The organism is Bacillus sp. RZ2MS9 (assembly GCF_001816185.2).
In the GTDB taxonomy this organism is placed as follows: domain Bacteria; phylum Bacillota; class Bacilli; order Bacillales; family Bacillaceae_G; genus Bacillus_A; species Bacillus_A cereus.
This window is the reverse complement of sequence record NZ_CP049978.1, coordinates 2,789,684-2,810,400: the sequence shown is the minus strand read 5'-3', so window position 1 is coordinate 2,810,400 and position 20,717 is coordinate 2,789,684. Positions and strand designations below refer to the sequence as shown.

The following is a 20,717-nucleotide window of genomic DNA, read 5'->3' as shown; positions in this document are numbered from 1 at the left end:
TCAAGAAAGGAGACCGTATGTTCTGGTCTCTGTTATATAGTAGGTGCTTTTTCTTTAAACAGCCCATCCATATACTGTTTTAAACTTTGGACATAAAATTTCTGTGTATTCACATTATTTACACCGACAATGGGTGATGGAAGGTCAAATCTTTTTTCTGATAAATGAACGACAACATCAAAAATGTCAAACAAACGAATGAAGCAAAACAGACCGTCTTTATCGCTAAGTAAAATAAAGTAATGATTTTCACTACTTGTATTTAGCGTATTCCATAAAGAACTTTTGCTTAAATCACGTACAATGCTTTTTTCTTTTAGTTCCACGAAATCTGCATTTGAGAGAATGGTAGAGATATCAATCGCATCTTGATCTTCAAAGTAGCCATCAACTGTTTGTACAGCGAATGTATAAGCCATTTTTAATATACTCATTTTATATTTACGGTTATCCAATAGCAATTCACGTTGAATAGAACTGGCTACTTTCGTTACACATTCCTCTTTCCAAATTTCATTATGTAAGGAAATATCGTGCTTTTTACATAGTTTCATAATTAATGCATTAGAATAAAGAATTTCGTCGCTTACTTCGACAACATCAGTCTCAGCAGCTGCAAGTTCCTCACCGTGCTCATTCGTATAGAGTGGGGAATCAATTTGTCTTTTCATTTGTTCAATCTTAAATTGACTCAATTTATGCCTAATTAAAGGACGATCAATATTTGTTGTCATTTGTTCATGACAAGTATCACAAATTGAGTTTGTGAAATAATATCCACATAATATTTCTGGAATGACATATTGTTCACTAAGTTCTTTCGTATCTTTTCTGCAAATGATGCATTGTGTCATTTTTATCACCTTTACCTGCAAATTTGTATGTAATCTCATTGTAGTGTATTTATTGGTATTTTGGAATATTGTAAAGGAAAATATTATGTGAAATTCATACTTATTTTGGTACAATGAAGAGAAGTGCTAGTTTAAAGGAGGCCATTTTTTTGAAATCAAAAGTGCACTTTTGGACATTAGAAGTGCTAATGGTTGTAGGAATCATATTTATTTGCACAAAAATATCATTTTTATTTCAACCGATTGGTATCTTCATATCAACATTATTTTTCCCAATCTTAATCGCGCTTTTTTTATACTTCATATTTAATCCTGTATTAATCTTTTTGGAGAATAAAAAAGTACCTAGAAATTTAGCGATATTGCTGTTATATCTTTTTATCATAACATTAACTGCAGTTGGCGTTGGAGTAGTTGTTCCTACGATTTCACAACAGCTAATGGACTTAGTAAAAAATATGCCAGGCTACATAAAAGAGGGAAAAGTATACATACAAGAATTATCACATCATAGGTTGTTTGAATGGTTATCTACACAAAACTACGTTTCCATTGAAACAATTGAAAAAAATGCGATTGAATACTTAAAAGATATACCAAATACAATTACGTCGAGTGCAACGGCTTTATTTGGTATTATCACGAACGTTGCATTAGTTGTATTTACTGTACCGTTCATTTTATTTTACATGTTTAAAGATGGACATGCCTTTCCAGGGAAAGCGGTAAGTTTATTACCAGAGTCTTACCGTGAAGAGGGGCTTCGTATCATTAAGGAAACGAACGAAACATTATCTGCATATATTCAAGGGCAAGCGCTCGTTTGTATATTTGTAGGTGCGTTTACTTTTATCGGTTATTTAATTATCGATTTACCGTACGCTTTCGTTTTAGGAATTATTGCAGCATTTACAAACATCATTCCTAACTTAGGTCCATTTATCGGAGCAGCACCAGCTGTTATTGTAGGACTGTTCGTATCTCCGATGCAAGCCTTATACGTAATTATTATCGTAACAATTGTACAACAGTTTGAAAGTAATATTATTTCACCACGTATTATGAGCTCGAAATTAAACATCCACCCATTAACAATTATTATCCTAATTTTAGGGGTAGGTAACTTTGCTGGAATCATCGGAATGATTTTAGCAGTACCAGTTTATGCAGTAACAAAAACAGTTGTTTCAAACTTAGTGAGATTGTTTAAAACGAAGAGAAGTAATCGGAAATAGTAAAACCTGAGAAAGATACACCTCTTTTTAAGTGGTGTATCTTTTGTTTATAAAAAAATAATTAAAAGCGGGTTGATTTGATTTTATTATATATTTTTTATACATCAAATTCAGCGATGAACTTGTGTGATATAAGCTCTATAAAACTATGTGGAATCCCTCTGAACTATCCAAATCATTTCCTTACAGCGTGCTATCATCATCATAATCGACTCCTTTCAATTCTATATAGTTAAACGATTAAAGGTGAGTGTAGTATTTGCTTCTACGATCTCGAATTTCATCAATAACTTGTTTATATTGTCTTTCTTGTTTTAATTCATTTTGAGATATTGTTTCTTTTTGAATCGTAATCGTTAAAAAGAATAGGTGAAACTTCATATGTGAATTCCTCCTTTCGAATTGGAATTACAGATGACTACAGTAATGACTTTGTCTTTCTTTTACAGAATCCATAGCCTGATTAATTTGTCGTTCATGAAGCATTTCAGACTCAGAAAATTTATTTTTTTGAATGGTAATGGTTAAAAAGAATACTTTAAATTTCATAAAATAATTGCCCCTTTATAAGTGATTTAGAAAAAACGAGTGTAATAAGAAATTACAGGTGACTACAGTAATGACTTTGTCTTTCTTTTACAGAATCCATAGCCTGATTAATTTGTCGTTCATGAAGCATTTCAGACTCAGAAAATTTATTTTTTTGAATGGTAATGGTTAAAAAGAATACTTTAAATTTCATAAAATAATTGCCCCTTTATAAGTGATTTAGAAAGAACGAGTGTAATAAGAAATTACAGGTGACTACAGTAATGACTTTGTCTTTCTTTTACAGAATCCATAGCCTGATTAATTTGTCGCTCATGAAGCATTTCAGACTCGGAAAATTTATTTTTTTGAATGGTAATGGTTAAAAAGAATACTTTAAATTTCATAAAATAATTGCCCCTTTACAAGTGTTTTAGAAAAGACGAGTGTAATAAGAAGATTGGCGTTCTTTTACTTCGTCCATAATATTTTGGATGTGTTGCTCACGTAAAATCTCTTTCTGTGAAAGTTTACGTTTTTGAATGGTGATTGTTAAAAAGAATGCTTTAAATTTCATGAATATATTACCCCTTTAAAATATATTTTTAATACATTTGAGTGTAGTATGAACTTTTAATGTCAGTTATTTTATCAGTCAGTTGTTTTAACTGTTGTTTACGATTGATTTCATTTTCAGATAAATTATTTTTTTGAAGTACAGTCGTAAAAAAGAAAATATGAAAAGTCATAAATGAATTCCTCCTTTCGAAAAGGAATTACAGGTGATCACAGTAAAGTGCTTGGCGCTCCTTAACATCATTCATAGCTTTTTCAATTTGCTCATTATGAAGAATTTCATCTTTGGAAATTATATTTCTTTGAATCGTAATACTTAAAAACAATACGCTAATAGTCATTGAATGTTGCTCCTTTCTTAGAAAAATAATGTAAGAGACTAAAAAATCGCGCAAAAAAACCACAGGAAGATACAGTTCTCCTATGGCTGGGCGTGAAAAAGCCACAGGAAAGTATACGGCCTCCTGTGGCGAATTTATGAATTAAATGAAATAAAGTACGATTTTCAATTCTCCATTAGGGTGGTCGAATTCATATTTAATTGTCCAGAAAACACAGGTGCAGTTAACGCTAAAGTTAATGCATGTAATTGTAATTTCATCATTTCCTTCGACCTCCTTTTAGAATTTTTTTCTTACGTTAGTAAGTATATACAATTAATGGATAATTGTAAACATAAAAAATGAAAATTTTTAATTTTGATTAAAATGCGTATATTTAAAAGGGATTTGAAAGTAAATATTGTAATTAACGAAATATCGATAAAAATGGGGGATGCTAAATGAAATATATGCATCATAACATGATCGTTATGCTAACAATTTTTTTATTCATTGCGGCTTGTTCTAATGGAGAAAGAATAAAAGATATATATGATATTAGGTCAGATGATTTTAAGAAATATACTGGGACATACGTTGGTAATAATTCAGATGTGGTTGCAATTGTTAATCATTTACCCGGTGGTGGAACAGTTCAAAGTATAAGTTTAGAAAATGAAAATATAAAAGTGAACTATGGCGCAAAAGAAAGTGGGGCTTTTACAGAAGAAATGATTGAGACGTATTGGTTTGATGAGAAGGATACGATGAAGAAGAATTTTTTCTTTAATGCTATATATTTAGTGATTTTAGTGCCAAATGCAAAAATTTATGAGTTTCAGGTAGAGAATAAAAACTTTAAGATAACGAGGGAAGAAATGTTATCAATTTTGCATAGAATATTCGATGATTTTCCAAAAGAAAAAGATATATGGGATAAAAATAAAGTTATAAAGTTCTTTAACGGCAATGAAGAAAAAATTAAAATGCTTGTGGAAGATAAAGATTTTCGGAAATCTTTATTTGCTAAATATCCAGTGAGCCAGTTGAAATAATGGAGAGGAGAAGATGGAGTTACTAGAAATACCTAATTTCATATTAGTTTCGATAGTTCTTATTTGCATATATATTGTAATTAGCGCTCTATTTATTCGTAAGGTTTCGTTTGAAGATACAATTTAAATACAATTATTTTAGGGGAGAAGGAAGAGTGAATGGGAGATACTTCTTCATTAATAACCGTTTTTTTATGCATTGCACTACTAATATTTTGGCGTCGTTATCGCTCCATGTATAAGCCAATAAAGGGATCGGGAAAACGTATTTTATGGCCATTACTATTTTTAACACCAGGTATTGTATGGTTTTTAGGTCCCGTACATCCAGCTGTACTACAAGTGGCTATAGCAGCATTTATTGGGATTCTTTTCTCTGTACCACTTATAGCACTAACAAATTATGAGCGAAGAGATGATGGGAATATTTATACGAAAAAAAGTGCAGCTTTTTTAATTACTTTTATTGCACTTGTCGTTTTAAGATATGGTTCAAGACAATTTATCGTTGATTTAGATCAACAAACGATTGGTTTATTATTTTACGTTGTTGCTGTCTCGTATATTATTCCATGGAGAATTGCTTGTTATATAAAGTTTAGGAAAGTTTGGCGGGAAAATAATAATCATGCTATATGAAAACTTCTCATTTGAGAAGTTTTTTTATTTTTATAGGTAAGCAAAACAAGTTGTTGAAGGGCAGGCTGTCATAGAATCTGATACATATTATAATGAGGAAAAGTTGAGGGGATAAAAATGCGTACAATTTTACTTTTTCTAAACAACATGTCCATCGATAAAATAGAGAACATTAGACATAAACATGATCCTTTATTTGGATTAATTCCACCGCATATAACAATCGTATTCCCGTTTAAGAGTAATATTTCAAATGATGAATTAAAATCTCATATTTTTAATGTATCAAAAGGGGGAGGCAAAATTGAAATTGAGTTTGCAAATCGTATCACTAGCGTAGGAAACTATTTGTTTTTAGAAGTTGATAGAGGAAGAAAACAAATAGAAGAACTACATGATAGGCTGTATACAGGACCTTTATTACAATTTTTGAAAGAAGACATTCCGTACATCCCGCATGTAACAGTCGGAAGAAAAGAAAGTGCCAAATTAGCTGCTGAAGTAGTGAAGGAGATTCCTAGTTTTCATGGGAAGTTAAATTGTGTGATTGATAGAATAAGCGTGGAGCGAATTGAAGAGAACGGGGAATCAATTATTGAATTTGAAGTGCCATTTTTAAAAAGCTGACAAAAGTCAGCTTTTTATTTCGTAGCATGAAGTAATGCACCAATTGCACCGCTATTACCACCATCTTGTAAAAAGATTGGTGTTTTATTTTGATATTCGGTGTAGCTACTTATAATATGTTGAAGTTGTACGTTATTACATAAAGTCGAACCAATATAAATAATATGTTTAATGTTTTTTGTTTCAGCGAATTGAAGGCTTAATGCAGTAACGACTTCACCGACAAGTCCTTGTATAGTAGCAAGTATGTCTGAGCTATTATATTTCGATTCTGAAATAGCGGCTTTACCAAAATTGCTAGCAGTTAAGCTATTATCAATAGGTGAGAGAATACCACCATAAATATCTCCAACCGTAATATCTAGTTCTTTTCTAGATCCTACTTTTGTTAGAGGAATTACATCTTCAAAATGATCTATATTTGTTAACAATTTTGAAAGTCCCATAATAGTCCCACCGCCAACTCCGGTTCCACCAGCGCGAATATATTGTTCATTATAAACATAATGGATAGAAGTACCTGTACCGATATTGGTTAAAATAAAATTGTTTATAGTGTGTTTTTCTTCTTTTAATATGTATTGGACACCTGCAAGAGTAGATTCAAATTCGTTTAGCTCTATTATTTTATATGAACCTGTAAGCAGATGCTGTAATAGTTTCGATTTACCACCCGTAATACATATTTGTTTTATGCCATTGTTGTTTTTAATCCAATCTATTATTTTATGTTGTTCATGTGAATAAAATTTTTCAAAAGTTAATAGCTTTTTTTCGTTAAAATAAGCTATTTTCGTTAATGTGCCTCCAGCATCGATACCGATAGTACGTTCCATTTTCCTGCTCCTAACTACGTAATATGTTTTCCTATTTACTTAATTGGTTGAGAATAGATATTTCCAACTGATATAAGGAACACTTTAATCTGCTTGATATATTAATAGTTTTTCTATAGTTACAATAGGCTGGTCGTTTACAGTTGCAATACCTTTACCAAGAATAAAACCTCGGCGATTGCGCGTTAGCTCATAATGTAAATCAAGTTTATCACCGGGATATGCTTTTCCGTGGAATTCAACTCCATCTAAAGAGGAGAGAAATCCTAGTCCTTCAGAATCACTTGTATGTACAAATGCACTAAGCTGGGCAAGTGATTCTACAATTAACATATGAGGCATATGTTTTTGACTATCATTTATAAACCATTCGTTATTTGTAATGAGTTTATATCCTGTAACGGATTCACCTTGTTTTACATTTGTTACTTTATCAATCATTAAAAATGGATAACGATGGGGAAGCGTGTCTTTAATATGCATATGAAAGTACCTCCAATTAATAATACCCCTGCTAAAGTTAAGCAGGGGAGTGGGAACTAATTTTTAACTAATTCATCTACTTTTTCAAGGACGAAAATGCCGCTATTTCTAATATTTTCAACAACTTGTTGCAACACTTCTTTATCTTGAACGAGTGCAATACGTACGAAGCCTTCTCCATGAGGTCCAAATGCATGACCAGGTGTAACAACGACATTCGCACGATCCATTAATGCATAAGCGAAGTCTAGAGAAGTCCATCCTTGTGGAATTTCAGCCCAGACAAACATACTACCAGCTGGCTTATCGACATTCCAGCCAAATGTTCGGAATCCATCGACTAAAGTATCTCTCCGTTCTTGATAAATATCGCGGTTTTTCTCACAAAATGCAGCGCCATTTCTTAGTGCTACAGATGCCGCTTTTTGAATTGGTAAAAATACACCGTAATCGGTATTAGATTTAAATTGAGTAAGTGCACGAACAATTTCTTCGTTTCCAATCATATATCCAATACGGCTACCTGCTAAACTATAACTTTTTGACAAAGAATTGATTTCTACACCAACTTCTTTAGCACCAGGTACAGAGAGAAAGCTAATTGGCTTATTACCATCGAAATAAAATTCAGCATAAGCAAAATCATGGACAACGATAATATTATGCTTTTTCGCGAATGCGATTACTTCTTTAAAGAAATCTTCATGAGCCATTGCTGGAACGGGATTCCCTGGGAAGTTTAAAATCATCATCTTCGCTTGATCGGCAATTTCTTCAGGGATGACTTCTAAGTCTGGTAAGAAATCATTCTCTTTCTTTAAAGGCATGTAGTAAGATGTTGCACCAGCCATTTGAATACCTGTTTCATAAGCTGTATATCCTGGATCAGGAACTAATATAATATCACCTGGATTTGCATAAACCATAGGTAAATGAACGAGCCCGTCTTGTGAACCCATTAATAATAAAACTTCTTTATCCGCATTTAATAAAACGTTATGAGTGTTGTTGTAATATTCAGTTACAGCTTCGTGAAATTCTTGAATACCTGATAATGTATACCCATAGCTCTCTTTTTCACTCGCTGTATGTACCATTGTTTCTCTTACAAAATCAGCGGGCGGCATATCAGGATTTCCGATGCTCAAATCAATCATGTTATGACCTGCTGCAATTTTTTCTTTTTTATAGGCTCCTAATTCACTAAATATAGAAGATTGGAATGCTTTCATTCTAGTTGCTAACGTGTAAGTCATCAAAACCCCTCCTAAAAACAGTGCTTTCATTCTGCGTTTTTAATTATTCTGAAAACACATGTTTACATTTTATCATTTTTTTATGAAAATTAAAACGATTGACAAATTTAGAGGGAGGATTAGCCTATTTTGAAAAGTAACGATGTAAATAGCGTAGATGTGTTAATTGAAATGTCTATTATAGGATTCATTTTATATAACTTAAGATATTTTCTAGTTTTTATTAAGTATATTTCTCATGTTTTGAATAAAAAAGAATACGAAAACAAGGGCTATTTTTGCGGACGATTTCTAAAGTGAAATAACGCAGAAAATATTTTCTGCGTCTCCTCTGAAATGTAATCATTTCTTTTTATATGTGCATAATTTTTCGGCTGTCAAAAAGTATACATTTAATGTACCGTCGGCAACTTTTAAAGTTTGGTCCGATGTAAATGAATTACCATAATCAATGTGATATACATTAGAATTTTTGACAAATGAGCCTTTATATAAATCGTCTTTATTCTTTGTTGTTTGCATTTCTACTAAATTTTGCACAATTTCCTCTTTATTTTCTTTTTTGACAACTGTTTCAAATTTATAATATACAGGGCATTCACCTTTTTTATTGTCAACGACTTCCCAAGAACCGTATATATCGTTATTGCTGCATCCACTAAGTAGGATGATTAGTATAGGAATTGTAAGTAGAACCTTTTTCATTTTGTGCTCCTTTCTTTTAAATTTGAATAAACGTGCGAATACGATAGGGATATTATAATAAATAAAGTTTAAATTTTTTTAAAGAATTATTTAATTTCATATAAAAATTTAGGAGAAATTAAATAAGCATGAATCTAGTGTAAAGTCAGATTCATGCTAGTACTATAGCCTATGTTATGTCTTTTTTGAGGATAAATAAAGAGGAAAGCAGAATCACTATTCCATTTAATATATATACGCTTGCGGTCATAAAGGCTAACGTACCTGCGCCAAATCCTGCTTTATCGAATATAGAAGCAAATGTTGCGATAGTCAAAAAGATAATGGGAGTCAGTAGTAAAAATATGAAACCTGCCACGATTCTTTTTTTAAAACTATGTCCAGATAAGGAAATGGCTAAAAAGTTTAGGATGCTAAACAGAGCAATTGCAAAGAGCAGGACAATAAATACTTCGATGCCATCAGACATTTTACCACTCCTTTTATAAAGAGTACTTTTTATAATCTATTCGAAATAAAAGGGGGATACTCCTTTAGGTAATTTCAATAAACGTAATAAATAGGCGTATTATAAAACAAAGAAGTATGGATTCAATATTAGACCCATACTTCTTTGTTTATTTTATAAATTTGCAGATTGCGAATGCTGTTTTTCATAATGTTTCTGCTTAGAAAGGGAAATAGAAATAATCAATAATGAAACGACTCCAAAGATGAGAACCATATATTGTAACCCAATTGTATCTAAGAAGAAGCCTGTGCCAAGTAAGACGATTTGGAACATAACCCTCTCAAACATATTACGGAATGAGAAGAGGCGACCGTGATAACTTTTTTCCACTTTCGTTTGGAAAATCGTCGACATAATAGGGAAGAAGCAGCCAACACTAAACCCAAACAAACCAAATGATGTAAGAGCCATCCATTTTATATCGCTAAAGAACAATGACAGATGTGCAAAAGCAGTACAAACTGCGAAGAAATATAGTAATTTTTCAGGTTTGAAATGATCAGATAGACGTTTAATTACGAAGGCACCTAACATAAATGCGACACCTTCAATTGTATATATGAACCCTTTAATCGTAGGATCATGTTGCATTTCGCTAATGTTAATAACCATTAAATTAAACCCAGCTATAAATAATAGAGGGATGATACTTAATATAAGTGCTGTAAAAGCAATAGGAATTCCTTTTAAAATACGAAATACTTCCATAAAGCTATTATCTTTTGCAGCTTGTTTACTTGGTGTTGTTGATTTCTTGTCTTCGAATTGTAGGAAGAAAGTCGAGAGGAATAATAAGGCGTATGCTGCCATTGAGAAGGCATACATGTACTGTAAACTCATCACAACTAAAAGAATTCCACCTAGTGAAGTGCCTGCAATACGAGCAATTGTACCAACATTCATATGTACACCGTTCATTTGTAATAACTCATGCTCACGTACGATGAGTGGAATTACAGATTGTAATGCAGGGAAATAAAATGCTGCTGAAATTTGAAGAGCAACCATAAATGCGATCATAAATGCGATACTTTCAAATTGAATAGCAAAAAACATGAAAATAACACTTAAAACTCGACCAAACCCAGCGTAAAGAAGAACTTTTTTCTTTTCATACTGATCGATGACACGGCCAGCCATAGGTCCAACTAGAACACCGGCTAATAGTCCGATAAATAATATAACTGATTTCATGAAATCAGAAGGGACATATTTTTGCATAAATTCAAGGTTGCCAAGAATACCAAGCCATAATCCTAGACCTGCAATAAACTCCCCAATTAGAACAATCCAAACGTTTTTATTACGCCACATAACATAAAACCTCTCCGTCTTTTAAAAATGAAAAACTCGTATATAAAACCTCCTTATTTATGCACTATTTTCATACGAACTTTTTTAGAGTCAGAGTCTATATTACGTGTTTCATAATTGGATTTCAATCTTTTTGATTTGTCAAAAATTTGATGTGTTAATTGATGAAATAAGTGAATCAAAACGTAAAAAATTTATGATTAAAGCTAATAGAAAGTAAGGATACATATAAAAAAGCAAGAACGTATAACTACGCCTCGCTTTTCTCAAGTACAAAATTAAATATTAGATTCACTTAGCAACATTTACGCTCTTGTCCAATAGCTAAAGCGCTAAAAGATAATGGGCCAACAACTTCTGCGCTTGCACCACTAGTAAGGTTTTCTACAGTTAATGAATATTCGTGTGTTCCACTGCTAACGTTTTGATCTATAGCTTGAAATGTTTGTACGTAGAATTGTTCAGAATCTGTAGATTCAATACCTACTTGTGCATTAAAAATTTCAATGTTATCACGGAAAATCCGGAATAAAACTTGTGAAGTCTCAGTTATACCTTCTACACCAATTGTAGCGATTAATTCTACTCGATTATTTCGTGAATCTCTACTTGAAATTCTCAATTTTAAATTTGCTAAAATTGCTTTATTTGGAGAAGCTGGGATTGCAAAAGTTGTTTCACCAGTTTTACTTATAGGCTGAGTAGCTTGGTAATCAATGATATGAGTCATATTCTTCACCTCCTCATATACTAGAATATGAAAATAGTGAAGAATTAGCTTGGACAAATACTGGATTATTTAATAGAGTCAACAATAATTATTGAAAAGAAGAAATTCACATAAAAGCATTAAGAATATATCACAATAAGATGATATTTTTCTTAATGCTTTTTGTAATTAAGCAGAATATTCTTCTTTACGTACTTCAAAAAATTCATTACGTCGCAAGTAATTATAAATTTTCTCTGAAACCTCTTCTTCTTCAGACACTAAGAAACGATGATCAAAAGCGTAGAAAGATTGACCTTTAATTAATTTTACGTAATACATATTAAACGCCTCCTGACACTAGATTATTACTTGCTTCATATTATGATGGCCTATATGTCTGCTAAAAATACTTGGAGTTTCAAAGGGGATAAGTAAAGAAATGAAAGAGCTTACAATTCTGTAAGGTTTATGTCACCTTTTTCGATAGTTTGTATTTACCAGTTTCTTCTATAATGCAAATAGGTTACATAAAATAAGGGGGTAAAAAGATGGATGAAATAATTGGAGAAGTTGTGGCTGGTATTTGTGAATTTGTAGTGGAAGTAACAGCAGATGCTATAGGAAATTTAGTTTCTGGAAATGATGAGGAAAAAGAAACATTATAATAATTTGTAAAAGAATAAAGTTGATCAAATTATAAAGGCTGATTTCTAAAGGGAAATCAGCTTTTTTATTTTTTACATTATATTAACTTAATTTGAATATTCATTTGTTATCATATTTAAGAAGCCTATATAAGGAGGTGAATAAACAAATATGTCGAATTCAGGGCCTGATTTATCTGTTTCTCGTTTGATTGTGGTAAATATAGAGGAAAAAGAATATCATTTTATTGTTCGTGAACATCCGATTGTAGGGAAATTTATATCGCTATTTGAAAATGGGAAAGAATACGGTTTAATAGATAAACAAATCGCTAATAAAGATAAATTTATTACATCGGAGCTTACTAAGTTAGATTATTTTAATATAGATGTTTTATATCTTACACCTGGGTGGATATGGATTGGTATGGATCAATTTGGTTTACATGCTCGTGAGGCTACTTATAACGAAGTAGATGTTATTATGAAGTTGAAAGAGGATTTATATTATATAGATATATACGAAGAAATAAAAATGTAGTAAATATTTATTCAGGTTAGGGGGGAAGTTCCCATAGCCTTTTTTTTGTTTAATAATAAAATGCAAAATTATATTATTTTAATGAAAGGTAAATATGATAAGAAGTGAGATGAAAAGAGGATTTGAAAATACATTAAGAGAATTGTAATAATTATATGAGTCGTATATGTAAATAACAATAGAAAGAAGATGATAATATGAGTAAAGAAGAGCTTGTGAAAAAACAGTTTGGCAGCAATGCAGATAAATATGTAAATAGTAAAATACATGCTAAAGGACTGGATTTACAATATGTAGTTCAACAAGTTGAGTCTCGTCATAATAATCGTCTTCTTGATGTTGCTACTGGTGGCGGGCATGTGGCAAATATGTTAGCACCTATGTTTGAAGAAGTAGTTGCACTTGATTTAACAGAACAGATGTTAGAAAAAGCAAAAGTTTTTATAAAGCAGAATGGTCATGAAAATGTATCTTTTGTAGCAGGAAATGCAGAGAATTTACCATTTGCAGACCATTTTTTTGATACAATTACATGCCGGATTGCAGCCCATCATTTTACGAGTCCGGCTCAATTTATTTATGAAGTAAATCGTACGTTGGAGGATAATGGATTATTCATCTTAATAGATAATGTTTCGCCAGAAAATAATGAATATGATACATTTTATAATTTTATAGAAAAAAAGCGTGACCCAAGTCATGAACGAGCTCTAAAAAAGACAGAATGGCTTACTTTATTAGAAAAAAATGGTTTGCAAATGCAGTCATGTCTTACTTTTGATAAGAAGTTTGATTTTGACTGGTGGTGTAATATGATGGATGTCCCTTTACAAAAGCGTGAAAAATTAACAGAATGTATGATGAAAGCACCAAACGAAATGAAGGAATATTTTAATATTCAATTTAAAAATAATAAAGTAGAATCGTTCTATACTGAAATGGCTATGTTTATATGTAAAAAAAGTATAACGTTAAAAAGATAAATGTGTTGCAGTCTTTCTGAAGTACGATATACTTAGTACAGAGAAACTGAGAATTGAGGAATAGTTATAATGATTCGTGTACGCATTGAAGGTACTGAGGAAGAAATGCTTGAATTTATGGGGAAAATGCCAGACATTCCTGGATTTGAAAAGACACATATGAGAGAGCCGAGAAAAGGAAATAACCCGAAATACGATTCAAGTAAAAATGTACTTGCATATTTGTCTTATAAAAAGATTGAAGTCGCCAATAAATAGGCGGCTTTTTTAGTTTGCGCTGTTTCACCGCCTTGTCTTTTTCACATAATAATAATAGTAGATTATGCTGAAGAGGGGTGAGAATAGTTAATAAGAAAATTATCTTTTTTGGAGACTTTGGTATTGATGACGCCGTAGCGTTAATTTATGCAAATAAAACATGTAAATTAGATATTCTAGGTATTGTTGCTGAGTACGGGAATGTATCACGAGATATCGTTACGGAAAATGTTTATTTTTTAGAAAGGTACTATGCTACACAAGTGAAAATTATTGAAGGTGCGAGTAGACCGATGACAGCTGAAGAGCCTTTGTTTTTCCCTGAAATCCACGGGGATCACGGTTTAGGTCCTATTATTCCACCTGAGATGAGAATTTGTAAACGAGAAAATTTTTGTGAATTAATCAAATTAATCGAACCTTGTCCAGAAGATATTATAATTGTGGCGACAGGGAGACTAACGACGCTTGCTACGTTATTTTTATTGTATCCAAATATAATGGATCGTATTTGTTCGTATTATATAATGGGCGGCGCTTTCCTATTTCCAGGTAATGTTACACCAGTATCTGAAGCGAATTTTTATGGTGATCCAATTGCAGCAAATATTGTTATGAAATATGCGAAAAACGCTAGCATATACCCGTTAAATGTAACACAGGGCGCGCTTATTACGCCTGAAATGGCCAATATAATAGATAAACAAGGAACTGGACAGGCGAAACTCATTAAACCAATGATTGATTTTTATTATGAGAACTTCTATAAAAAAGAATATCCGGGTATTGGTGGAAGTCCTATACACGATTTACTACCGTTTATCTCGTTTATAGATGACAGTATTTTCGAATATAAAAAATCGGCAGTGTGGATTAGTACGACAAATGATGTGACTAGGGGCCAAAGTGTAGCAGACTTTAGAAAAATAGCTGAGCCAACAAGGTTTGATAATCGGCCGATTCAAAGAATTGCTGTTGGTTTTAACTATGCAGCTTTTAAAGAAGAGTTTATGCGAACAATATTGAAGCCAGATTGTCCTTAATGTGTGTAATAACAAGTCGGATAAATCGTTAGTTCAAAAAAAGGTTTAATCTGTGTGTATTATTCTCAAAAATCTTAAAGTTGAACAACATGAATAACTTATGAAAAATGTCACATAACTAATGGTAAGCAATTGTTTCTAATTATATTTTGATTGGTGAAATGCAAAGGAGGTTATTATATGATTTGGTCTTTAATCGTCGGTGGTATATTAGGATGGCTTGCGAGCTTAATTACTGGAAAGGACGTACCTGGTGGTGTAATTGGTAATATTATTGCTGGTATTATCGGTTCTTGGGTTGGTTCGAAATTACTTGGTAGTTTTGGTCCAGTCATTGGCGGATATGCAATTATTCCAGCTTTAATCGGTGCGATCATTTTGATTTTCATCGTAAGCTTCTTATTACGAGCAATGCGAAAATGAATGTAAGGGCTGTTTACATTTGTAAGCAGTCCTTTTTATATGTTATGCTAGTATTATACAATCAGGAGGTGTCAGCATTGAAAACATTTACAGTAAATTTCCATCAAGAAGATAATGCTAAAGCGACAACAGTACATAAATTAAGTGAAGAGGACTTTAACAAAGCAACAGAAAAAGGCACTCGTCATCTATTTGATTTAGATACAAACGTTGGATTCTTCGTATTCTTTGACGCAGAAGATGCAGAAGGAAACGATCAATACTTAATGTTACAATACGAAGGTGATCATGAAGAGCCAACTGCGTGCTACGGATTTGATTTAAAACTATACTATCAATTTTTAGCACTGTACTTAAACGATCTTGAGTTCCAAGGTGAAACAGATGAGGAAGAGGAAGAATACGGTCCAATTCATCATTTAGCGCATTTACTTTATCATATTGTTGAAGATGGTAAATCAATCGAAGTGTAATATACATATTTGAAGCTGCCCTTTTTGGGCAGCTTTTTTATATGACATTGGAATGGTGTACTGTGAGCTAAATAAAGTGAAACTTTAATCAGTGGGGGGGGTTCATCCCCACTGATTATCAGCCCTCACCAATCGGGCTTTTACGGACAGCAGGGCCCCCACCTAACTTCTTTGTTTCCGCTGAATTTTGAGGTGGGGATCTTACTGCCCGGCAAATAGCGGGATAAATTAATAATAGAAATTTATTTATTACTTTCATGTTAGCATCGTAAAACACCTGTTATAATGATTGTAATTAAATTCATGGAGGCTAATTCTATGCTTGTAGATGTAAAAGCTTTTATTAAAGCTGCAGGTTTAACATGTATTTCATCATTAAGTGGAGATAACACGTTTGCTTATAATTTTGAAACTGTAAAAAATACTATCGCTACATTTTTTAAGAAGCTAAGATTTACCGTATAATTTTATTTCAATCAGTAGGAAAAGAGTAATCACTTCCTACTGGTTTTTTTCTGTTTCAAGGAGCTGTTGTGAGAGCATGTTTTAAGTTATAGATAGAGGATATTATCATTGAGAAGAGAAGGTTTAAATAAGGAGATGAAAATGGTTTCGTTTATCAAGAGGTAGTTACTTCGGATATAACAGACTTGGTTACTTTTTAGAAACAGCTTTTGTAATATATTTTGTACAAGCTTTTGGAGAGAGTGAAGCACTGACTTTTTGGAACAAACATAATTTGAAAAGTAATGTAATGGGTTGGTTAACGAAATGAATAAGATGCAATAGGGGGTAAAAATGATGAAAATATATTTAAAAATAGTTATGTTATTTTTGGTGTTTACATGTATGTTTGCGCTAGTCGCATGTAAAGGGACAGACGAAAAAAAGGAAACAAATCCAACCTCGGAAAATAATAAAAATGAACAAAGTAATTTTTCAGAAGAACAGAAAAATCCTGAAGCAAAACCAAGCAATGAAAAAACAACAAAACCATCGCCTGACCCAGATTCGAAAAATAGAACACTTAATCAAAAATCAATTAACCACGTTAAAGATTTGTTTGAACTCGCAAAAGAAGGAAAAGTACCTAATGTACCATTTGGAGCCCATACAGAGGATATTGAAGAAATTGAAAAAGCGTGGGGGAAAGCAAATAAAACCGAATATGCAGGGAACGGAATGTACGCAACTTTTACAAATAAAAATATTGTTTTCGGATTTAATAAAGGGTCACAAGTTTTTGATGTACGCTCATATCATGCAGAACTAAAATTGATTACATTACAAGAAATTGAAAAAGCATTAGGAAAACCATCTTCAGTTAAAGAGAATGGTGAAGATAAAATATATGTATACAAAGTAAATAACCAGTATGAGCTGAAATTTGTCATTCCAAAATCGACTGGTAAGGTAGATCATATTTCTGTATTTTCACCAGAGGATAGTATTAATAAAATGGCAGGATAAGAAATTAAGTGATTTCAAAAACACCTCACTTTCCTTAAGTGAGGTGTTTTTAGTTGTAAATAAGGAACGTCTCCTGCCATATAAAACATACTTTCATACGCGAAATACTTCACTTTTGTTTTTTAATATTCATCCAACAAGAAATATTGATTTACTGAAAAAGTAGTAACCTATAAATTATGTGTAGGCTGGTTCATGATTTTTTTACGTTCTAAATTTTGAACAAACAGTGCTTGAACAATACCTCCAATTAATAAGAAACTAGCACAAATATAAAACAGCATACTTCCATTTAACTTACTTAATAAAACTGCACCAATAACTGGTCCGCACGTTCGAGATATATCCCAGTGTATACCGTAAATTGAAAAATATAAACCACGTTTATTGTGAGGTGCAATTTCTGAAACGAATCGTAACAAGTGGTTTAGAGCAATACTTTCTCCAATGACTAAAAAGAGTAAGGTGAAGAATAACGACAATATCGTCGTTGAATAACTAAAGCCAACTGCAGCTATTGTATAGCAGGCGTAAGAAATAAGGATGATTTTCGCCATAGAAAATCGTTCAGACCATTTTACGAGGAAGATTTGTAGTATGATTTCCAAAATGGCTTTGCATGTTGAAATAAATGCGAGTATGAATACGAGATTAGGAAATACATGTTCTGCAAAAATACGATAATTCGTCTCAGTTTGTGCATAAAAAAAGCTAATAGGAAGTGTAGAAACCATAAGACCGAATATGGCATAATGTTTAAAAATAAATTGCTTTGGTGAACTTGCCTCAACTGTTTGTTTCGACTTACTCATAGGTGGAACGGTTTCTGGGAGCTGGGTCCAAACAACAACGGCATATATCGTAAGGGTTACACTTTGCACGATAAATAAATATTCTGGGTGAGTATTATAAAAACATGCACCGATTAAAGGGCCGACTACGGATCCAATTGCTCCCATCGTTTGTAGGAGAGCAAAAATTTCTGCTTGCTGCTCTTGTTTTGTTAAATCAGCAATTTGTGCACGCTGAGCTGGAATGTATAAGGAACGGCCAATACCATTAATGACATATAACAGTGCAAATATAAAAACAGATTGAGCGAAAACGAAACTGCCGATTGCAACACCTTGTAGTAATAATCCGAGTAACATAATCTTTTTTCGGCCATATTTATCAGTAATTCCTCCAGCAATAAGTGTAAATAAAATGTCTGAAAGTGGCTGTAATCCGAAAATTAGCATAGTTATTATTACATTGCCGTTTAACATTTTATTGACGTAAATAATCATAATGAGAGCTAACATAGATTCAGTCGTTCGGGTTAATAATTCACCACACAATCTAATAAAAATAGGTTTATTGTAACGAAGTAAGAGATAATTCAATATTAATTCCTCCTTTCTATATTGAAATGATAAGATGAAAGGAGAGTTGGAAAAAGGGTAGAGACTATAGGGAGGATTTTTCACCTTTTAGGGGGAGTATGATGTTTATTTTAGATCAATACATTGAACTATGGATTGCTTATGGAAAAGGAAAAAAAGAGGGAGAACGATTGGAAGTAACAGTGCAAAATATATCTGGTACATTATTTTGTACAGAGCGCAATAGTAAATTAATTATAAAAAAATTAGATGAGTTAAATTGGATCAAGTGGTTTCCAGGTCGTGGCAGAGGAAATCGGTCTAAGTTAATATTTCAAAAGCACCCGATGTCTTTAATTTTAGATAGAGGAAAAGAAATAACGAAAAAAGGGGATGTGAAAAGCGGAAGTATATTTGTGGAACGCTATAGCTCACATTTTCCATCAGTAAAGGGAGAATATCATTCCTGGGTGGATTCAATATTTGGTCATAAGGTTGAAATGACATCTGAAGGGAGAAGAGATGTACTCCGGTTGCAAGTACAAATGAATTTAGATATCACATTAGATCCTGTATACGCTACAATGCGTTCAGAATGCCATATGGTAAAACATATATTCGACACACTCGTGTATGTAGACGGTAATACAAACATTATAGAGCCAAGACTTGCATTTCACTGGGAATATAATGACGCTGAAAGAATATGGACGTTTTACTTACGAAAAGGAGTTCACTTTCATAATGGAAAACAACTTACTGCACATGATGTTATATACTCGTTGAATCGATTTATGAAGCTGGAAAATAATGCACACGCATGGATGTTACAACACGTTGAAAATATCCGTTCAGTGGATGACTATGTTTTCGAAATTCAATTACATACGGAAAATCGAATGTTTTTACATATGCTAAGTGCAGAACAGTGTTCTATCGTGAATGAAGATGAAGCAGGAGAGCTAATTGGAACAGGGCCTTTTCAATTATATAAAAGTAATGAAAATCTGTTCATTTTAGAAGGACATCCTTTATATTTTCGTGAAAGACCTTTTTTAGATCGTATTGAGTTGTGGAATGTAGAACAAGGTGTAAGTACATACGATGTTTTAGTAAAGGCGCAGTATAAAGATAAAGAAAAACATAATAAAGAATTGTCTCGGCTTGAGTCGAACGTGACATATATAACATGTAATCTTACGAAAGAAGGACCAATGCAAGATGCGTTATTTCGGAAAGCGTTATATAACATCATTCATGGTTATACAATCGTTCAAGAACTCGGCGGAGAACGTGGAGAAGTGGCAAAAAAACTAATATTAGCAGGTGAAAGCATTGTAGAGATTGAGGAAGATGTAGAAAGTTTAATTAAAAGGAGTACTTATCATAATGAAGTGCTACAACTCTACACATTTACAGGACGAGATCATGTTGAAGATGCACAGTGGATACAAAAAGAGTGTGCGAAATACGGGATTCGTGTAGAAAATAATTTTCTTGATATAGAAGAGCTATTGGAAGTAAGTACGATACAAAAGGCCGATATGATGCATGATAGTGCTACAATTAGTGAACGAATAGAAGATAGTCTATTATATATGTTTCTTACAAAAAATAGTTTTATTCATGGACAAAGCAGCATGGACTTTCATGAAAAGTTGTCTCCTTATTTTAGACAAGAAGAATTAGAGAAAAGAGTTACACTGTTACGCGATATCGAGGATACTTTGTTACGTCAAATTCATATTATTCCTTTATATCGTAATAAACAAGAGGTAAGTACACATGAAAAAGTTCAAAATATAATGATTAATTCACAAGGTTGGATTGATTTTTATAATATATGGTTTAAGTCTTGATATATAAG

At 32.4% G+C, this 20,717-nt stretch carries 30 protein-coding genes and 2 pseudogenes; 15 read left to right on the top strand and 17 right to left on the bottom strand.

Annotation, left to right across the window (positions count from 1 at the left end):
- Positions 1-32 precede the first annotated feature (32 nt).
- Complete coding sequence (locus BHV55_RS14460) at positions 33-854, bottom strand: HNH endonuclease (RefSeq protein ID WP_070757923.1); 822 nt, start codon at positions 852-854, stop codon at positions 33-35.
- A 149-nt stretch (positions 855-1,003) separates the two neighbouring features.
- Here BHV55_RS14460 and BHV55_RS14455 point away from each other — a divergent pair, with 149 nt between their 5' ends.
- A complete protein-coding gene (locus BHV55_RS14455; RefSeq protein ID WP_000837892.1) occupies positions 1,004-2,089 on the top strand; it encodes an AI-2E family transporter in 1,086 nt (361 codons plus the stop codon).
- 240 nt (positions 2,090-2,329) lie between these two features.
- Here the strand turns inward: BHV55_RS14455 and BHV55_RS14450 are convergent, their stop codons facing one another.
- The 7 genes from BHV55_RS14450 to BHV55_RS14420 are packed head-to-tail and all read right to left on the bottom strand — an operon-like array spanning position 2,330 to position 3,534.
- Complete coding sequence (locus tag BHV55_RS14450; protein ID WP_000668497.1) at positions 2,330-2,470, bottom strand: YrzI family small protein; 141 nt, start codon at positions 2,468-2,470, stop codon at positions 2,330-2,332.
- Between the two features lie 27 nt (positions 2,471-2,497).
- Positions 2,498-2,638: a YrzI family small protein gene (locus BHV55_RS14445; RefSeq protein WP_000669805.1), complete on the bottom strand. Its 141-nt coding sequence runs from the start codon at positions 2,636-2,638 to the stop codon at positions 2,498-2,500.
- A 52-nt stretch (positions 2,639-2,690) separates the two neighbouring features.
- Positions 2,691-2,831 (bottom strand): YrzI family small protein, encoded by a 141-nt coding sequence (locus tag BHV55_RS14440; RefSeq protein WP_000669805.1) that lies wholly within the window; start codon positions 2,829-2,831, stop codon positions 2,691-2,693.
- A gap of 52 nt (positions 2,832-2,883) precedes the next feature.
- Positions 2,884-3,024, bottom strand: coding sequence for a YrzI family small protein (locus tag BHV55_RS14435; RefSeq protein ID WP_000669805.1), 141 nt, complete (start codon positions 3,022-3,024; stop codon positions 2,884-2,886).
- A 26-nt stretch (positions 3,025-3,050) separates the two neighbouring features.
- The gene (locus tag BHV55_RS14430) at positions 3,051-3,194 is read right to left on the bottom strand and encodes a YrzI family small protein (RefSeq protein WP_000668963.1); all 144 of its coding nucleotides are present in this window, start codon (positions 3,192-3,194) and stop codon (positions 3,051-3,053) included.
- Between the two features lie 28 nt (positions 3,195-3,222).
- On the bottom strand, positions 3,223-3,366 hold the full coding sequence (locus BHV55_RS14425) for a YrzI family small protein (protein ID WP_000142715.1): 144 nt from the start codon (positions 3,364-3,366) through the stop codon (positions 3,223-3,225).
- Positions 3,367-3,393: 27 nt separating this feature from the next.
- The gene (locus tag BHV55_RS14420) at positions 3,394-3,534 is read right to left on the bottom strand and encodes a YrzI family small protein (protein WP_000156176.1); all 141 of its coding nucleotides are present in this window, start codon (positions 3,532-3,534) and stop codon (positions 3,394-3,396) included.
- A gap of 440 nt (positions 3,535-3,974) precedes the next feature.
- Between BHV55_RS14420 and BHV55_RS14415 the strand changes: the two genes are divergently transcribed.
- The 4 genes and pseudogenes from BHV55_RS14415 to BHV55_RS14400 all read left to right on the top strand — a co-directional run bounded on the left by BHV55_RS14415 (position 3,975) and on the right by BHV55_RS14400 (position 5,834).
- Positions 3,975-4,568, top strand: a complete 594-nt coding sequence (locus BHV55_RS14415; RefSeq protein WP_070757921.1) for a DUF4825 domain-containing protein — start codon at positions 3,975-3,977, stop codon at positions 4,566-4,568.
- Positions 4,569-4,587: 19 nt separating this feature from the next.
- Positions 4,588-4,695 (top strand): annotated as a pseudogene (locus BHV55_RS14410) (DUF4052 family protein); the annotation flags it as partial.
- 32 nt (positions 4,696-4,727) lie between these two features.
- Positions 4,728-5,207 (top strand): CcdC family protein, encoded by a 480-nt coding sequence (locus BHV55_RS14405; protein WP_000502975.1) that lies wholly within the window; start codon positions 4,728-4,730, stop codon positions 5,205-5,207.
- Between the two features lie 117 nt (positions 5,208-5,324).
- On the top strand, positions 5,325-5,834 hold the full coding sequence (locus BHV55_RS14400; RefSeq protein WP_044584563.1) for a 2'-5' RNA ligase family protein: 510 nt from the start codon (positions 5,325-5,327) through the stop codon (positions 5,832-5,834).
- Positions 5,835-5,848: 14 nt separating this feature from the next.
- Here the strand turns inward: BHV55_RS14400 and coaW are convergent, their stop codons facing one another.
- The 8 genes from coaW to BHV55_RS14360 form a co-directional block, all read right to left on the bottom strand.
- Positions 5,849-6,670 (bottom strand): type II pantothenate kinase, encoded by an 822-nt coding sequence (gene coaW / locus BHV55_RS14395; RefSeq protein ID WP_000442493.1) that lies wholly within the window; start codon positions 6,668-6,670, stop codon positions 5,849-5,851.
- A gap of 84 nt (positions 6,671-6,754) precedes the next feature.
- The gene (locus BHV55_RS14390; protein WP_000547659.1) at positions 6,755-7,153 is read right to left on the bottom strand and encodes a 3-hydroxyacyl-ACP dehydratase FabZ family protein; all 399 of its coding nucleotides are present in this window, start codon (positions 7,151-7,153) and stop codon (positions 6,755-6,757) included.
- 56 nt (positions 7,154-7,209) lie between these two features.
- Positions 7,210-8,409 carry an LL-diaminopimelate aminotransferase gene (locus tag BHV55_RS14385; protein WP_000222700.1) on the bottom strand — a complete coding sequence of 400 codons (1,200 nt, stop codon included), beginning with the start codon at positions 8,407-8,409 and terminating at the stop codon, positions 7,210-7,212.
- Positions 8,410-8,751: 342 nt separating this feature from the next.
- Positions 8,752-9,114 (bottom strand): hypothetical protein, encoded by a 363-nt coding sequence (locus BHV55_RS14380; protein ID WP_000757017.1) that lies wholly within the window; start codon positions 9,112-9,114, stop codon positions 8,752-8,754.
- A gap of 169 nt (positions 9,115-9,283) precedes the next feature.
- A complete protein-coding gene (locus BHV55_RS14375; RefSeq protein ID WP_001279464.1) occupies positions 9,284-9,583 on the bottom strand; it encodes a hypothetical protein in 300 nt (99 codons plus the stop codon).
- A gap of 153 nt (positions 9,584-9,736) precedes the next feature.
- Entirely contained in the window at positions 9,737-10,939 is a 1,203-nt protein-coding gene (locus tag BHV55_RS14370; protein ID WP_000269261.1) for an MFS transporter, read from the bottom strand.
- A 295-nt stretch (positions 10,940-11,234) separates the two neighbouring features.
- Positions 11,235-11,669 carry an exosporium protein ExsC gene (gene exsC, locus BHV55_RS14365; RefSeq protein WP_000148797.1) on the bottom strand — a complete coding sequence of 145 codons (435 nt, stop codon included), beginning with the start codon at positions 11,667-11,669 and terminating at the stop codon, positions 11,235-11,237.
- 168 nt (positions 11,670-11,837) lie between these two features.
- Positions 11,838-11,990 (bottom strand): YqbF domain-containing protein, encoded by a 153-nt coding sequence (locus BHV55_RS14360; protein ID WP_000291905.1) that lies wholly within the window; start codon positions 11,988-11,990, stop codon positions 11,838-11,840.
- Between the two features lie 477 nt (positions 11,991-12,467).
- Here BHV55_RS14360 and BHV55_RS14355 point away from each other — a divergent pair, with 477 nt between their 5' ends.
- The 9 genes and pseudogenes from BHV55_RS14355 (at position 12,468) to BHV55_RS14315 (ending at position 17,486) form a co-directional block, all read left to right on the top strand.
- Entirely contained in the window at positions 12,468-12,836 is a 369-nt protein-coding gene (locus BHV55_RS14355) for a hypothetical protein (protein ID WP_000071478.1), read from the top strand.
- Between the two features lie 197 nt (positions 12,837-13,033).
- Positions 13,034-13,819 carry a class I SAM-dependent methyltransferase gene (locus BHV55_RS14350; protein WP_000031303.1) on the top strand — a complete coding sequence of 262 codons (786 nt, stop codon included), beginning with the start codon at positions 13,034-13,036 and terminating at the stop codon, positions 13,817-13,819.
- Between the two features lie 69 nt (positions 13,820-13,888).
- On the top strand, positions 13,889-14,077 hold the full coding sequence (locus BHV55_RS14345) for a DUF3970 family protein (RefSeq protein WP_000621885.1): 189 nt from the start codon (positions 13,889-13,891) through the stop codon (positions 14,075-14,077).
- Between the two features lie 77 nt (positions 14,078-14,154).
- Complete coding sequence (locus BHV55_RS14340) at positions 14,155-15,120, top strand: nucleoside hydrolase (RefSeq protein WP_001223680.1); 966 nt, start codon at positions 14,155-14,157, stop codon at positions 15,118-15,120.
- 180 nt (positions 15,121-15,300) lie between these two features.
- Positions 15,301-15,543, top strand: coding sequence for a GlsB/YeaQ/YmgE family stress response membrane protein (locus BHV55_RS14335; protein ID WP_000638306.1), 243 nt, complete (start codon positions 15,301-15,303; stop codon positions 15,541-15,543).
- A 77-nt stretch (positions 15,544-15,620) separates the two neighbouring features.
- Positions 15,621-16,016: a hypothetical protein gene (locus tag BHV55_RS14330; RefSeq protein ID WP_000847587.1), complete on the top strand. Its 396-nt coding sequence runs from the start codon at positions 15,621-15,623 to the stop codon at positions 16,014-16,016.
- Positions 16,017-16,334: 318 nt separating this feature from the next.
- On the top strand, positions 16,335-16,481 hold the full coding sequence (locus BHV55_RS14325) for a hypothetical protein (protein WP_000959548.1): 147 nt from the start codon (positions 16,335-16,337) through the stop codon (positions 16,479-16,481).
- A 139-nt stretch (positions 16,482-16,620) separates the two neighbouring features.
- Positions 16,621-16,791: pseudogene (locus tag BHV55_RS14320) on the top strand (aminopeptidase); the annotation flags it as partial.
- A gap of 23 nt (positions 16,792-16,814) precedes the next feature.
- Entirely contained in the window at positions 16,815-17,486 is a 672-nt protein-coding gene (locus BHV55_RS14315; protein ID WP_139147425.1) for a YjgB family protein, read from the top strand.
- A 170-nt stretch (positions 17,487-17,656) separates the two neighbouring features.
- Here BHV55_RS14315 and BHV55_RS14310 read toward each other — a convergent pair whose 3' ends face one another.
- Positions 17,657-18,871: an MDR family MFS transporter gene (locus BHV55_RS14310; RefSeq protein ID WP_044584561.1), complete on the bottom strand. Its 1,215-nt coding sequence runs from the start codon at positions 18,869-18,871 to the stop codon at positions 17,657-17,659.
- A 101-nt stretch (positions 18,872-18,972) separates the two neighbouring features.
- On the opposite strand from BHV55_RS14310, the gene BHV55_RS14305 reads away from it, so the two are divergent.
- Positions 18,973-20,709, top strand: a complete 1,737-nt coding sequence (locus tag BHV55_RS14305; protein ID WP_070757917.1) for an ABC transporter substrate-binding protein — start codon at positions 18,973-18,975, stop codon at positions 20,707-20,709.
- Positions 20,710-20,717: the final 8 nt, after the last annotated feature.